The organism is Klebsiella sp. C360 (genome assembly GCF_048822415.1).
GTDB classification, from domain to species: Bacteria; Pseudomonadota; Gammaproteobacteria; order Enterobacterales; family Enterobacteriaceae; genus Klebsiella; species Klebsiella quasipneumoniae.
In genome coordinates this window covers 117,899-132,715 of record NZ_JBMEZZ010000009.1, presented here as the reverse complement: position 1 = coordinate 132,715, position 14,817 = coordinate 117,899, and the positions used below count along the sequence as shown (strand labels likewise).

General features: G+C 56.3%; 11 protein-coding genes. 7 read left to right on the top strand and 4 right to left on the bottom strand.

The window, feature by feature from the left end; all coding sequences use genetic code 11:
• Positions 1 to 64 precede the first annotated feature (64 nt).
• Positions 65 to 1,387 (bottom strand): xylose isomerase, encoded by a 1,323-nt coding sequence (xylA, locus tag ACOI7D_RS21230; protein ID WP_023291332.1) that lies wholly within the window; start codon positions 1,385 to 1,387, stop codon positions 65 to 67.
• Positions 1,388 to 1,883: 496 nt separating this feature from the next.
• Between xylA and xylF the strand changes: the two genes are divergently transcribed.
• From xylF to xylR, 4 genes are all read left to right on the top strand, one after another.
• The gene (xylF, locus tag ACOI7D_RS21225; protein WP_023291333.1) at positions 1,884 to 2,879 is read left to right on the top strand and encodes a D-xylose ABC transporter substrate-binding protein; all 996 of its coding nucleotides are present in this window, start codon (positions 1,884 to 1,886) and stop codon (positions 2,877 to 2,879) included.
• 64 nt (positions 2,880 to 2,943) lie between these two features.
• Complete coding sequence (locus tag ACOI7D_RS21220) at positions 2,944 to 4,485, top strand: xylose ABC transporter ATP-binding protein (protein ID WP_044525029.1); 1,542 nt, start codon at positions 2,944 to 2,946, stop codon at positions 4,483 to 4,485.
• Positions 4,463 to 5,644, top strand: coding sequence for a xylose ABC transporter permease XylH (xylH, locus tag ACOI7D_RS21215; RefSeq protein WP_017900029.1), 1,182 nt, complete (start codon positions 4,463 to 4,465; stop codon positions 5,642 to 5,644). Before ACOI7D_RS21220 ends, xylH begins: the two co-directional genes overlap by 23 nt.
• A 233-nt stretch (positions 5,645 to 5,877) precedes the next feature.
• Entirely contained in the window at positions 5,878 to 7,056 is a 1,179-nt protein-coding gene (gene xylR, locus ACOI7D_RS21210; protein ID WP_023291336.1) for a D-xylose utilization transcriptional activator XylR, read from the top strand.
• A gap of 61 nt (positions 7,057 to 7,117) precedes the next feature.
• Here the strand turns inward: xylR and ACOI7D_RS21205 are convergent, their stop codons facing one another.
• Positions 7,118 to 7,936, bottom strand: coding sequence for a protein bax (locus ACOI7D_RS21205; RefSeq protein WP_060589859.1), 819 nt, complete (start codon positions 7,934 to 7,936; stop codon positions 7,118 to 7,120).
• A gap of 313 nt (positions 7,937 to 8,249) precedes the next feature.
• On the opposite strand from ACOI7D_RS21205, the gene ACOI7D_RS21200 reads away from it, so the two are divergent.
• Together ACOI7D_RS21200 and avtA are read left to right on the top strand one after the other, a co-directional pair.
• Positions 8,250 to 10,283 (top strand): alpha-amylase, encoded by a 2,034-nt coding sequence (locus ACOI7D_RS21200; RefSeq protein WP_109546820.1) that lies wholly within the window; start codon positions 8,250 to 8,252, stop codon positions 10,281 to 10,283.
• Between the two features lie 167 nt (positions 10,284 to 10,450).
• Complete coding sequence (gene avtA / locus ACOI7D_RS21195) at positions 10,451 to 11,707, top strand: valine--pyruvate transaminase (protein WP_109546819.1); 1,257 nt, start codon at positions 10,451 to 10,453, stop codon at positions 11,705 to 11,707.
• A 42-nt stretch (positions 11,708 to 11,749) separates the two neighbouring features.
• Here avtA and ACOI7D_RS21190 read toward each other — a convergent pair whose 3' ends face one another.
• Positions 11,750 to 12,235, bottom strand: a complete 486-nt coding sequence (locus tag ACOI7D_RS21190) for a 4Fe-4S dicluster domain-containing protein (protein WP_032454347.1) — start codon at positions 12,233 to 12,235, stop codon at positions 11,750 to 11,752.
• Positions 12,236 to 12,345: 110 nt separating this feature from the next.
• Positions 12,346 to 13,161: an AraC family transcriptional regulator gene (locus ACOI7D_RS21185; RefSeq protein ID WP_044525031.1), complete on the bottom strand. Its 816-nt coding sequence runs from the start codon at positions 13,159 to 13,161 to the stop codon at positions 12,346 to 12,348.
• 251 nt (positions 13,162 to 13,412) lie between these two features.
• Here ACOI7D_RS21185 and ACOI7D_RS21180 point away from each other — a divergent pair, with 251 nt between their 5' ends.
• Positions 13,413 to 14,813 carry an MFS transporter gene (locus ACOI7D_RS21180; protein ID WP_032454349.1) on the top strand — a complete coding sequence of 467 codons (1,401 nt, stop codon included), beginning with the start codon at positions 13,413 to 13,415 and terminating at the stop codon, positions 14,811 to 14,813.
• The last annotated feature ends 4 nt before the right edge of the window (positions 14,814 to 14,817 follow it).

The window sequence follows — 14,817 nt, the reverse complement described above, 5'->3', positions numbered from 1 at the left end:
CTGAGCGTGGCGCGAACAGAGCATCCTGGTGGCGGTCCCGGTCACGCCGGGCGCCGCCGCATGATTACTTGTCAAACAGATAATGGTTGACCAGGTTTTCCAGTTGTTCCTGTTGGCCGCTGCGATGCTGCGGCGCCAGCTGATGCTGAGCGGCGTACTGGGCAATGTCGCTGAGGGTCATCTGCCCGTTAAGGATCTGCTGCCCCAGCTCGCCGTTCCAGCCGGCGTAGCGTTTGGCCACGCGTTTATCCAGCTCACCGTCTTCGATCATCCGCGCCGCGACCTTCAGCGACAGCGCCATGGTATCCATCGCGCCAATATGACCGTAGAACAGATCGTATTTGTCGGTGCTCTGACGGCGCACTTTCGCATCAAAATTGAGGCCGCCGGTGGTGAAGCCGCCCGCTTTGAGAATTTCATACATCACCAGCGCGTTCTCTTCGACGCTGTTCGGGAACTGGTCGGTATCCCAGCCCAGCTGCGGATCGCCGCGGTTGGCGTCGACGGAACCGAACAGCCCCAGCGCGATGGCCGTCGCGATCTCATGATGGAACGAGTGGCCGGCAAGGGTCGCATGGTTGGCTTCAATGTTCAGTTTAATCTCTTTTTCCAGACCAAACTGCTTGAGGAAGCCGTACACGGTAGAGGCGTCATAATCATACTGATGCTTGGTAGGCTCCTGCGGTTTGGGCTCGATCAGCAGCGTGCCTTTAAAGCCGATTTTATGCTTATGCTCCACCACCAGCTGCATAAAGCGCCCTATCTGTTCACGCTCCTGGCGCAGGTCGGTATTCAGCAGGGTTTCATAGCCCTCGCGACCGCCCCACAGGACATAGTTTTCGCCGCCCAGCTGATGGGTGGCATTCATGGCGGTAACCACCTGGGTGGCCGCCCAGCTAAACACTTCCGGGTCCGGGTTGGTGGCCGCGCCGGCGCCGTAGCGCGGGTTGGTGAAGCAGTTTGCGGTCCCCCACAGGAGCTTGACGCCGCTCTGCTGCTGCTTCTCCGCCAGCACCTCGACCATCCGGGCGAAGTTATTGCTGTACTCCTTGAGCGAACTCCCTTCCGGCGAGACGTCAACGTCGTGGAAGCAGTAGTAAGGCACGTTGAGTTTATGGAAAAATTCGAACGCCACATCGGCTTTGCGTTTGGCCATCTCCAGGGCGTCGCCAGGCTGCTGCCATGGGCGGTCGAAGGAGCCCACGCCAAACATATCGGCGCCATTCCAGCAGAAGGTGTGCCAGTAACAGGCCGCAAAACGCAGATGATCTTCCATCCGTTTGCCCAGCACCAGTTCATCCGGGTTGTAATGACGGAAAGCCAGCGGGTTAGCGGATTTCGGGCCTTCGTAACGAACGCGATCGAGTTGATCGAAATAGGTCTGCATAGAGAACTCCATATTCAGAGATGCGGCGAATAACCAATCAGGTACCCTAAATAATTCGAGTTGCAGGAAGGCGGCAGGAGCGCGAGTCCCCGATAACCAGGGGGCGAAGCAACGAATGTCACCAACACACCTACAACTTGAAGTATGACGGGTTTAAGCCAATATAGAATTTCGCTTTCATTTTCCTCAATTACGTTATTTCACACCGCCATTGAGAGAATCCACAAACGTGCGCCAGCTCGCAAAAAATAATATCGGCGCGTTCTTCTGCCGTCCTGTCAGAGAGGTCCAGTGCAATAATAAGAGTGTGCATGAATAAAATACGATCGCCGTCATAATTTGCGCATTAAACGAAATTTCATAACTGCAAAATAAGAACCGGTAATTGCCAGCCCTGCTTTCCGCGTTAAGAATCTGTAACGTATCCGCAACCTCATGTATCAAACATTATTTTTCCGTTCGTCTTACCTACCCTTACAAAAAAGGTATCGTTATTATGAAGATAAAGAACCTTTGCCTTACGCTTTGCGCTAGCTCCCTCCTGCTCGCCAGCATGGCGGGGATGGCGAAAGAAGTGAAGATTGGCATGGCCATCGACGATCTGCGTCTGGAACGCTGGCAGAAAGACCGCGATATTTTCGTCAATAAAGCGGAATCCTTAGGCGCCAAAGTTTTTGTCCAGTCCGCCAATGGCAATGAAGAAACGCAGATGTCGCAAATTGAAAACATGATCAACCGCGGCGTCGATGTCTTGGTCATTATTCCTTATAACGGTCAGGTGCTCAGTAACGTTATTAAAGAGGCCAAGCAGGAAGGTATTAAAGTGCTGGCCTATGATCGCATGATTAATAATGCCGATATTGATTTCTATATTTCTTTCGACAATGAAAAAGTCGGCGAAATGCAGGCGCAAAGCCTGGTCGACAAAGTGCCGCAGGGTAATTATTTTCTGATGGGCGGCTCGCCGGTGGATAATAACGCCAAGCTGTTCCGCGCCGGCCAGATGAAGATCCTCAAGCCGTATGTCGATGAGGGCAAAATTAAGATTGTCGGCGATCAGTGGGTTGACGGCTGGCTGCCGGAAAACGCGCTGAAAATAATGGAAAACGCGCTGACGGCGAATAATAACAAAATCGATGCCGTGGTGGCCTCCAATGACGCAACCGCCGGCGGCGCCATCCAGGCCTTAACCGCCCAGGGGCTGGCAGGCAAAGTGGCGATCTCCGGTCAGGATGCTGACCTGGCGGGCGTGAAGCGCATTATTTCCGGTACCCAGACGATGACCGTCTATAAACCGATTACCACCCTGGCCACCAACGCCGCCGAAATCGCCGTTGAGCTGGGCAACGATAAGCAGCCGAAGTCTGACACCACGCTAAATAACGGCTTAAAAGATGTCCCTTCGCGCCTGTTAACGCCAATTGAAGTGAATAAAGAGAATATCGACGCCACGGTGATTAAAGACGGTTTCCATAAAAAGAGTGAACTGTAATGGCTGACGCCCCGCTACGGGGCGTCATTTTCATCCCGCCGGATATCACTTTTGCGGAGTCTTTATGGCCTGGCTACTCGAAATGAAGAACATCACCAAAACCTTCGGCGCCGTTAAGGCCGTGGATAATGTCAGCCTGCGCCTGAACGCTGGCGAGGTGGTCTCGTTATGCGGTGAAAATGGTTCGGGAAAATCGACGCTGATGAAGGTGCTGTGCGGTATCTATCCGCACGGAAGCTATGAGGGCGAGATTATTTTTGCCGGCGAAACGCTGCAGGCAAACCATATTCGCGATACCGAACGTAAAGGCATCGCCATTATTCATCAGGAGCTGGCGCTGGTGAAACATCTCACCGTGCTGGAGAACATTTTCCTCGGCGCCGAAATATCCCGCCACGGCCTGCTGGATTATGAAACCATGACGCTGCGCTGCCAGAAGCTGCTGGCGCAGGTCAATCTGCCCATTTCGCCCGACACCCGCGTCGGCGACCTCGGCCTCGGTCAGCAGCAGCTGGTGGAGATCGCCAAGGCGCTGAATAAACAGGTGCGCCTGCTGATCCTCGACGAACCAACCGCCTCCTTAACCGAACAAGAGACCGCGACGCTGCTGGCGATCGTTCGCGATCTGCAAAACCACGATATCGCCTGCATCTATATTTCGCACAAGCTCAATGAGGTCAAAGCGATCTCCGATACGATCTGCGTGATCCGCGATGGCCAGCATATCGGCACCCGCGACGCCAGCGGCATGAGCGAAGACGACATCATCACCATGATGGTTGGCCGGGAGCTCACCGCGCTCTATCCCAGCGAACCGCACGCCCACGGCGAGGAGATCCTGCGGGTCGAACATTTAACCGCCTGGCACCCGGTAAACCGTCATATTAAGCGGGTCAACGACGTCTCGTTTTCCCTGCATCGCGGGGAGATCCTCGGCATCGCCGGGCTGGTCGGCGCCGGACGGACCGAGGCGGTGCAGTGCCTGTTCGGCGTCTGGCCGGGGCGCTGGCAGGGGGAGATCTTCATTGATGGCCAGCCGGTCAGCATCACTAACTGTCAGCAGGCCATTGGCCACGGCATCGCCATGGTGCCGGAAGACCGCAAAAAAGACGGCATCGTGCCGGTGATGGCGGTGGGTAAAAACATTACCCTGGCGGCGCTCAGCCAGTTCACCGGCGCGATGAGCAGCCTGGACGACGCCGCCGAGCAGCACTGTATTGAGCAGTCCATTCAGCGATTGAAAATTAAAACCTCCTCGCCGGAGCTGGCGATTGGCCGCCTGAGCGGCGGCAACCAGCAAAAGGCGATTCTGGCCCGCTGTCTGCTGCTGAATCCACGCATTCTGATCCTCGACGAACCCACCCGCGGCATCGATATCGGGGCGAAGTATGAAATTTATAAACTGATTAACCAGCTGGTGCAGCAGGGCATCGCGGTCATTGTCATTTCATCCGAACTGCCCGAGGTGCTTGGTCTTAGCGATCGGGTGCTGGTCATGCACGAAGGCAGGCTAAAAGCCAATTTGGTTAATCAACATCTGACCCAGGAACAGGTGATGGAAGCCGCGCTGAGGAGCGAACGCCATGTCGAAGAACACGTCGTCTGAAATCAAACTTACCCCAACCGCCCCCACCGCCCTGCCGGCGCTGAAGGGGCTGAACCTCCAGGTCTTCGTGATGATCGCCGCGATCGTCGTCATTATGCTGTTTTTCACCTGGGTTACCGATGGCGCCTACCTGAGCGCGCGCAATATCTCCAACCTGCTGCGCCAGACGGCCATAACCGGCATCCTCGCCGTCGGCATGGTGTTTGTGATTATTTCGGCAGAAATCGACCTGTCCGTCGGCTCGATGATGGGGCTGTTGGGCGGCGCCGCGGCGATCTTTGACGTCTGGCTCGGCTGGCCGCTGCCGCTCACCATTCTGGTGACGCTGGTGATGGGGCTGCTGCTCGGCGCATGGAACGGATGGTGGGTGGCCTATCGCAAGGTCCCCTCGTTTATCGTCACCCTCGCCGGGATGCTGGCGTTTCGCGGCATTCTGATCGGCATCACCAACGGGACCACCGTCTCGCCCACCAGCCCGGCGATGGCGCAGATCGGCCAAAGCTACCTGCCCGATGGCATTGGCTTTGGCATCGGCGTTGTCGGCATGGCGGCGTTCATTATCTGGCAGTGGCGCGGACGGATGCGTCGGCAGGCGTTAGGTCTGGCGACCGCGTCCTCCACCGCGGCCGTTGGCCGCCAGGCCATTACCGCGGTGATTGTGCTGGGCGCAATCTGGCTGCTCAATGACTATCGCGGCGTGCCGACGCCGGTACTGATCCTCGCCGCCCTGCTGCTGGCAGGCCTGTTCATGGCCACTCGCACCGCCTTTGGCCGCCGCATCTACGCCATCGGCGGCAACCTGGAGGCGGCACGCCTGTCCGGGATTAACGTCGAGCGTACCAAGCTGGCGGTGTTTGCCATTAACGGCCTGATGGTCGCCATTGCCGGACTGATCCTCAGCTCGCGCCTTGGCGCGGGCTCCCCCTCGGCGGGCAACATCGCCGAACTGGACGCCATCGCCGCCTGCGTCATCGGCGGTACCAGCCTGGCGGGCGGTATCGGCAGTGTCGCCGGGGCGGTAATGGGGGCGTTTATTATGTCGGCCCTGGATAACGGCATGAGCATGATGGACGTTGCCACCTTCTGGCAATATATCGTCAAAGGCGCCATTTTGCTGCTGGCGGTGTGGATGGACTCCGCCACCAAGCGGCGCGCGTAAGGAAGCGCTCTCTGAAGAATGTCTGAATTCTTTGCGCTACCACCAAACTTCGCCATAAGGCGCTTGAAATATCTCGGGCATTAGCCGGTAGTGTATACCCAACAGCATTCGGGTTGCAGACGGCGCATCCCAGCCGCGTATCGCGTACGTGGCTGGGGTGAATGAGAAAGCCAGGCCATCGGCAACATCATGAATGAAGGGGTATGACCGGGGTTAGAGCAGGAACATCATCTATGTTTGAAAAGCGTCACCGTATCACGCTGTTATTTAACGCCAACAAAGCTTATGACCGCCAGGTGGTTGAGGGTGTCGGCGAGTATCTGCAGGCCTCTCAGCTGGAGTGGGATATCTTTATTGAAGAGGATTTTCGGGCACGAATCGAAAACATCAAAGAGTGGTTAGGCGATGGCGTTATCGCCGACTATGACGATCCCGAAATCGAAAAGCTACTGGCCGATGTCAACGTCCCCATCGTCGGCGTCGGCGGCTCTTATCATCAGCCAGAGCAGTACCCGCCGGTCCACTATATCGCCACGGACAACACCGCGCTGGTGGAAAGCGCCTTTCTTCATCTGAAGGAAAAAGGGGTACACCGCTTCGCGTTTTACGGACTGCCCACCTCCAGCGGTAAACGCTGGGCGGTAGAGCGCGAGTATGCCTTCTGCCAGCTGGTGGCGAAGGAGAAGTACCGCGGCGTGGTCTACCAGGGGCTGGAGACGGCGCCGGAAAACTGGCAGCACGCGCAAAACCGGCTCGCCGACTGGCTGCAAACGCTGCCGCCGCAAACCGGCATTATCGCCGTCACCGACGCGCGCGCCCGCCACGTCCTGCAGGCCTGCGAGCTGCTGCATATCCCGGTGCCCGAGAAACTGTGCGTTATTGGCATCGATAATGAGGAGCTGACCCGCTACCTCTCGCGCGTCGCCCTCTCCTCCGTCGCCCAGGGCACCCGCCAGATGGGTTATCAGGCGGCAAAATTGCTCCACCGGCTGCTGAATAACGAGGCGCTCCCGCTGCAGCGCCAGCTGATCCCGCCGATGCGCGTCGTTGAACGACGTTCCACCGACTACCGGTCGTTAAACGATCCTTCCGTGATTCAGGCGATGCATTACATTCGCAACAATGCCTGCAAAGGCATCAAGGTGGAGCAGGTGCTCGACGCCGTCGGCATTTCACGCTCCAACCTGGAGAAACGCTTTAAAGAGGAGGTCGGGGAGACCATCCACACGGTGATCCACAGCGAGAAACTGGAAAAGGCGCGCAGCCTGCTGGTGTCCACCAGCCTGTCGATCAATGAAATTTCACAGATGTGCGGCTACCCGTCGCTGCAATATTTCTATTCGGTGTTTAAGAAAGAGTACGACGTGACGCCGAAGGAGTACCGTGACCGGCACAGCGAAGTCATGATGTAGAGAGCAAAGAAAAATGCCCGGGCTTGCGCGCCGGGCATGAATAATCACGTAGATAAGCACATTACATGTGCGCGGCAATTAACCGCTGGTTATCCTGATACATCGCGAAGAGATAGTTGTTGTAGCTCGACCCTCTGGTCGAATAGCCCTTCAGCTTATGAATCATGGTGCTGGCCGTTACTTCCTGATCCGCCTTGCGCAGCTGCAGGCGCGATTTGCGGAAAGAGGAATAGGCCGGGTGGGTGTTCAGGTTTGTGACGTAAGCCTGCACCGACTGCTCCACCGACTCAAACTGCGAGTAGCCTTTCATCGCGCCGCGGCAGCGACCAGCGCCGCACTTCATGCCGAACAGATTGTTGTTCTCACGCGCCAGCTTGGAAGTACCCCAGCCACTTTCCGCCGCCGCCATGGTCGCGACCATGCTGTTCGGAATAATGTCGACACGCTCAAGCAGCGTGTTCCAGGGCACATGACGCGTATTACCTGACCACTTCACCTTATAACGTGTCGCGATGTCTTTCAGGCGCGCCTTTTCGCTCGGCGACCAGCGAGCATCGTACTGCTTGGATACAAGCCAGTTACGATCCGCAGTAATCGCCTGATTCTGCTTGGTAATATAAGGCATGACCGTCCGGAGAAACGCTTTTTTCCTTGGTGTTCCGGAAGGGTATTTTCGCAAGTCAGGAAGTGAACTGCTCTTTACACTATTGCGAGAATACTCTTGTTTACTGCTTACCTTAGTACTACTTATCTTCTTAACCGTTGGGGCTTTATGACTCTTTGTTGCTGTGTGCGTTGTTGCCAACACACTACCTGAAAAGACGCAGGTTAGTAACATAAGTATGGCGGCCCCATATCGTCGTATGGGATTCGATATCATCAGGTCTCCTGGTCGGATATATGCATTCCAACACCTTGTTTTTCACAAAAAAACGATAGCTGAATCGCTAATAGTATCAAAAATACGCACTGAGAGCATCAACAGAAATAGTCCAATTCCGAATTGCTGTCATCTGAAATCGGTTTCTGCGCCGCATCGCTAGCGCGAAAATGCTAGCTTCGTCTCATTTTTAGCCTATTTTTTGAGCGGTGTCACTCACCCCTTTTCATCCTCCTGGTAAAACGTCCGCCGGGAGGAGTTCACTCGCGCGGCAACAAGGCACACTAGCTAAAAACCGCTCAAGGATCCCGCAATGAAACTCGCTGCGCTTGCCACGTTATTCGTGCCTGGGATGGCCTTTGCCGCCTGGACTACCGCCGACTTCCCTGCTTTTACCGAAGAAGGGACGGGTCGCTTCATCAGCCAGAAAGTGGTTGAGAAGGGTACACGTCCCCTGCAGCTAAATTTTGACCAACAGTGCTGGCAGCCTTCCGGCGGCATTAAGCTCAACCAGATGCTCTCCATGGAACCCTGTCGCGGCACGACGCCGCAATGGCGCATCTTCCGCCAGGGTCTGTATACCCTGGAAGTGGATACTCGCTCCGGCACGCCGACGATGATGATTTCGCTGGAAGAAAAAGAGGCCAGCGCCGCGGCGCCGCAGATCCGCCAGTGTCCGAAGTGGGATGGAAAACCTCTCACCCTCGACGTCAGTAAAACCTTCCCCGAGGGCAGCAAGGTTCGCGATTTCTACAGCGGCAATGTCGCGACCGTCAGCGGCGGCAAAATCACGCTGCAGCCCGCCTTCGGCAGCAATGGTCTGCTGCTGCTCGAGCGCGCCGAGACGGCCGCGCCGGCGCCGTTCGACTGGCACAACGCCACCGTCTATTTCGTCCTGACCGACCGCTTCGTGAACGGTAATCCGGCCAACGACAATAGCTATGGCCGACATAAAGACGGGATGCAGGAGATCGGCACCTTCCACGGCGGCGACCTGCAGGGATTAACCAGCAAGCTGGATTATCTGCAGCAGATGGGGGTCAATGCCCTGTGGATCAGCTCCCCGCTCGAGCAGATCCACGGCTGGGTCGGCGGCGGGACGAAAGGCGATTTTCCACACTACGCCTACCACGGCTATTACACCCAGGACTGGTCGAAACTGGACGCCAATATGGGGACCGAAGCCGATCTCCGTCGGCTGGTGGATGAAGCGCATAAGCGCGGAATACGTATTCTGTTCGACGTGGTGATGAACCATACCGGTTACGCCACCCTGGCCGACATGCAGGAGTTCCAGTTCGGCTCTCTGTATCTGCAAGGGGATGAGCTGAAAAAAACCCTCGGCGAGCGCTGGACGGACTGGAAGCCCGGCGCGGGCCAGACCTGGCACAGCTTTAACGACTATATCAACTTCAGCGATAAAGCCGGGTGGGAGAAATGGTGGGGCAAGAAGTGGATCCGCACCGATATCGGCGATTACGACAACCCGGGCTATGACGATCTCACCATGTCGCTGGCCTTCCTGCCGGATCTGAAAACCGAATCGAAGGAGGCGTCGGGCCTGCCGAACTTCTACAGCCATAAACCGGACACTGCGGCGAAAGCGATCCCGGGCTATACGCCGCGCGACTACCTGACGCACTGGCTGAGCCAGTGGGTGCGCGACTACGGCATCGACGGCTTCCGCGTCGATACCGCTAAACATGTGGAGATGGACGCCTGGCAGCAGTTAAAAACCCAGGCCACCGCCGCGCTGGCGGAGTGGAAGAAAGCCAATCCGGATAAAGCGCTGGATGCGGCGCCGTTCTGGATGACCGGCGAAGCCTGGGGACACGGGGTGATGGAGAGCGATTACTATCGCCACGGTTTTGATGCGATGATCAATTTCGACTACCAGGACCAGGCGGCGAAAGCGGCTAACTGCATGGCCAACATTGACCTCACCTGGCAGCAAATGGCGGACAAGCTGCAGAGCTTTAACGTCCTGAGCTACCTCTCCTCGCACGATACGCGCCTGTTCCGCGAAGGCGGCACCACGGCGGCAGAGCTGTTGCTGCTGGCCCCTGGCGCCGTGCAGATCTTCTATGGTGACGAGTCGTCGCGCCCGTTCGGCCCCACCGGCTCGGACCCGCTACAGGGCACCCGTTCAGAGATGAACTGGCAGGATGTCAACGGTAAAGCGGCCCGCAGCGTTACCCACTGGCAGAAGATCGGCCAGTTCCGCGCGCGCCATCCGGCGATCGGCATGGGCAAACAGACAACGCTGTCGATGCCGCGGGGTTACGGATTCGTGCGCGAGAGCGGTGAAGACAAAGTGATGGTCATCTGGGCCGGACAACAGCAGTAAAGCAGGAGTGGCTCCCTGCCCGGCGGGGAGCCAGTCAGCACAATACGCTGATAAAAAATCGATTCACAGGATAAAAACAAAAACACCCCCCTTCCCTTCGATTTGCACCACGCTGGCGCTGGCGTTATGGTTAGCCACTTTCCAGAACCACCGACAGACGATTCGCGATGACATTTTCCCTTTTCGGCGACAAATTCACCCGTCATTCAGGCATTACCCGCCTGATGGAAGACCTTAATGACGGTCTGCGCACGCCGGGCGCTATTATGCTGGGCGGCGGCAACCCCGCTCAGATCCCGGAGATGAATGACTACTTCCAGCAGCTGCTCTCCGACATGCTGGATAATGGCAAAGCCCTTGATGCGCTTTGTAATTATGATGGTCCGCAGGGCAAAAGCGAGCTGCTGAGCCTGCTGGCGAAGATGCTGCGCGACGAGCTGGGCTGGGAGATCGAACCACAGAATATTGCGCTAACAAACGGCAGTCAGAGCGCATTTTTCTACTTGTTTAATCTGTTCGCAGGCCGTCGGGCAGATGGCACCACCCGTAAGGTGCTGTTCCCGCTGACGCCGGAATATATCGGCTATGCCGATGCCGGCCTGGAAGAGGATCTGTTCGTTGCCACCCGGCCGAATATCGAACTGCTGCCGGAAGGCCAGTTCAAGTACCACGTTGATTTTGAGCATCTGCAGGTGACGGAAGAGACCGGGATGATCTGCGTCTCGCGTCCCACCAACCCGACCGGCAACGTCATCACTGATGAAGAGCTGATCAAACTGGATGCGCTGGCGAATCAGCATGGGGTCCCGCTGGTGATTGATAACGCCTACGGCGTGCCGTTCCCGGGCATTATTTTCAGCGACGCCCGACCGCTGTGGAATCCGAACATCGTGCTGTGTATGAGCCTGTCCAAGCTGGGCCTGCCGGGCAGCCGCTGCGGGATTATCATCGCCAACGAGAAAATCATCACCGCCATCAGCAACATGAACGGCATTATCAGCCTCGCGCCCGGCGGTATCGGGCCGGCAATGATGTGTGAAATGATTAAACGTCAGGATCTGCTGCGCCTGTCAGAGACAGTGATCAAACCCTTCTATTACCAGCGGGTGCAGGAGACCATCGCCATTATTCGCCGCTATCTGCCGGAGGAGCGCTGCCTTATTCACAAACCGGAGGGGGCGATCTTCCTCTGGCTGTGGTTTAAGGATCTGCCGATCTCCACCGAGCTGCTGTATCAGCGGCTGAAAAAGCGCGGCGTGCTGATGGTGCCGGGGGATTTCTTCTTCCCGGGACTCGATAAACCGTGGCCGCATACCCACCAGTGCATGCGCATGAACTATGTGCCGGACCCGCAAAAAATCGAGGCCGGGGTGAAAATTCTCGCCGAAGAGGTTGAATTCGCCTGGCGCGAACAGGAAACCTAATCCCTGACGCCGCTGACGGGAAACGCCCGTTAGCGGACCCGCTCACGCCAGCGCCAGCCGCTGGCGTTTTTGCGCGCATAGCGCCTCCAGCTCCGCGGGAGCCATCACCCGCAGCGCCTGCGTCGGGCAGGCGGCTACGCAGGCCGGCCCCTCGGCGCGGTGGTGACATAAATCGCATTTCAGCGCCTGCGCCTGCTGGTTCACCACCGTGACGGTCATTGCGCCGTACGGGCAGGCCACCATGCAGCTTTTACAGCCGATGCAGCGGCGCTGATCGACCCACCAAACGTCCTCCTCCCGACGAATCGCCCCCTGCGGGCAGACGCTGGCGCAAGGCGCATCCTCGCACTGCCGACAGGCCGTCGCCGTTGATATCTCGCCGCTTTTCACCACCCGGATACGCGGCGTGAAATGGCCTGTCGACAGCATGGAGACATCCTGCGCCTGCTGGTGCGCCACCGCGCAGGCCACTTCACAGGTACGACAGCCAATACACTGCTGGGCATTGGCAATAAGAAACCGGTTCATCCTCTGCTCCCTGGGGATAAAACCGCAGGGTGCCAGAATAATCCCTGCCCGCGCTTTGATCCTGAATGGAATCAGCGCTGTTTTTAGTCACTAGCACAAGTGATTTTTCATTACGCTGAATTAATGTGCTCCTTACAGTAGCGGCGCTTCCAGGCTGCAGGCGTGAGGCTGGTGTGCTTGCGAAAGATCTTGCGAAAATAACCGACGTCATTAAAGCCGCACTGGCTCGCGACTTCGGTCAACGACAGTGAATCACTGATCAATAGCTTTTCCGCCGCTCTGACCCGCTGACGATGCAGCGCTTCGGTCAACGTCACGCGAAAAACGTGACGATAGACGCGTCCTAAATAGTCCGCATTACAGTGCAGCTCTTTCGCCAGCGTCGATGCTGAAACAGGCAAGTGGTAACGGGTATGGATGATCTGCTGCGCTTTCCAGGCCAGCGCAGCGCCGGGACTGTCGTCCGGTTTTTCGCTTGCCGCCGCGGCAATCTGCTGCAGTATCAGCAATAACAGGAGCTCCAGCGCCAGGCTGCGGTGAATATTCTCCTGTTCACGAAGAAACTGGCGAAACAGCGAAATAATGTATTGTGGATCGCTGACGCGGGTATGTTGCGGAACGTTAAGCAGCGCAGGCGGCAGAGACCGGACACTCTCCGTCAGTACTTCAAAATGCAGCCAATAAAATTTCAGGTCGGCGGGAAATTCCCCCACCCCAACATGAGAACGTTCTGGCCACAGCAGTAAACTCTCCCCTGCATTAACGTTAAATATTTCACCCTCCTCGCAAATCGTTAACGTCCCCTTTTCGACAAAAATAATTTCCCAGGACTGCAGTTTACGCGCCGGATGACTGCCGACGCCACGGGAAATAAATAAGCCGCCATTTTGTACGCGAATCGGGAGAGGCATGGATAATTCAAGCATATATATTTAATTTTCCGCTAACGAAACGATAAAAAATCTCTTTCCAACTGATTATTAATCATAAATTAACGCCTTTCCGGATCGGAATCACACTTTTATGACGAAGTCGGAATCGTCCTCTTTTTATACTTTTCCCTTCCCTTGTTGCCTCGTTTATTCGGTGCAAAATAATTAATGTATTTGCAAAAGACAAAAAATGTCCGCCGGTCAGACAGCGGAATAATTCTGAACATCATCTTCGGGAGTTATTTATGACTACGGCTCCGATTACGACAAGCGACCTCACGAAGCACGTGCAGGACGCCAAATTATCTCTCCGTGAAAAAATAGGCTATGGTCTGGGCGACGCCGGTGGAACGGTCATCACCTGCCTGATCATGAACTTTCTCACTTTTTTCTATACTGACGTCTTTGGGCTCACCCCGGCGCTGGTCGGTACTCTGTTCCTTGCGCTGCGCGTGTTTGATGCTATTTCCGATCCGATCATGGGCGTCCTCGCCGATCGGACCCAAAGCCGATGGGGACGTTTTCGCCCCTGGCAGCTATGGATTGCGGTTCCTATTGCAGCGATCGGGGTGCTGACCTTTACCGTGCCGGATGCCGGCATGGGGGTAAAAATCGCCTGGGCCTTCGGCACTTACCTGCTGCTTTCAGTCAGCTATACCGCGATTAACGTCCCCTACTGCGCGCTCATTAATACGATGACCACTCGCCATAGCGAGGTGATATCCTGCCAGGCATGGCGCTTTGTACTGTGCGGCGTGGCAGGATTCCTGGTCTCCGTGGGCCTGCCATGGTTGGTTAAAGCGCTCGGTCAGGGGAATACCGCCCAGGGTTATCAGTATGGTGTCGGCGTACTCTGCGCCATCGCGGCGGTGATGTTTTTGTGCTGCTTTTTCTGGGTACGTGAGCGTGTTTCCCTGGAGATGCTCGGCAAATTCACCCTGCGCGAACATATCGCCGGTCTGCGTAAAAACGATCAGTTGTTACTCATGCTGGCGATGTCATTCCTGTTGATCAACGTGTTTAACATTCGCGGTGGCGGCTACATGTACTTTATTACCTATGTACTGGGCGGCTCTACTGGCTATACATCGCTGTTTTTCACCATGGTCACCTTTTCCTCGATTCTGGGCGCCGCGATCGTCAATTGGCTGTCGCGCCACGTTGATACCGTCAAGCTCTATTACTACACCAATCTGGTATTGGCCTTACTGGCGGTGGGGATGTGGTTCCTGCCAACCGGTCCGTCCTGGCAAACGCTATGGCTGGCGGTCATTCTCGGCAATGGCATCATCCTGGGCTTTACCCTACCGCTGCATTTTTCGTTGATGGCCTTCTCTGATGATTATGGTGAATGGAAGACGGGTGTCCGTTCGTCAGGGATGAACTTTGCTTTCAACCTGTTCTTTATCAAGCTGGCATGGGCCTCCAGTGCGGGCATTATCAGCCTGGTATTTATCTACGTTGCTTATCAACCCGGCGCCAGCAACCAGACTCCATCCTCACTATCGGGGATCACGGCGATGGAAACCCTGCTGCCCGCGCTGTTCCATCTGTTGCTGGCCTTCGCTATCCGCGCCTGTAAGCTCAACAATCCCATGATGTCGCGCATTGCAACCGATCTGCGCGCACGTCACATTCAGTCTTAAGGAG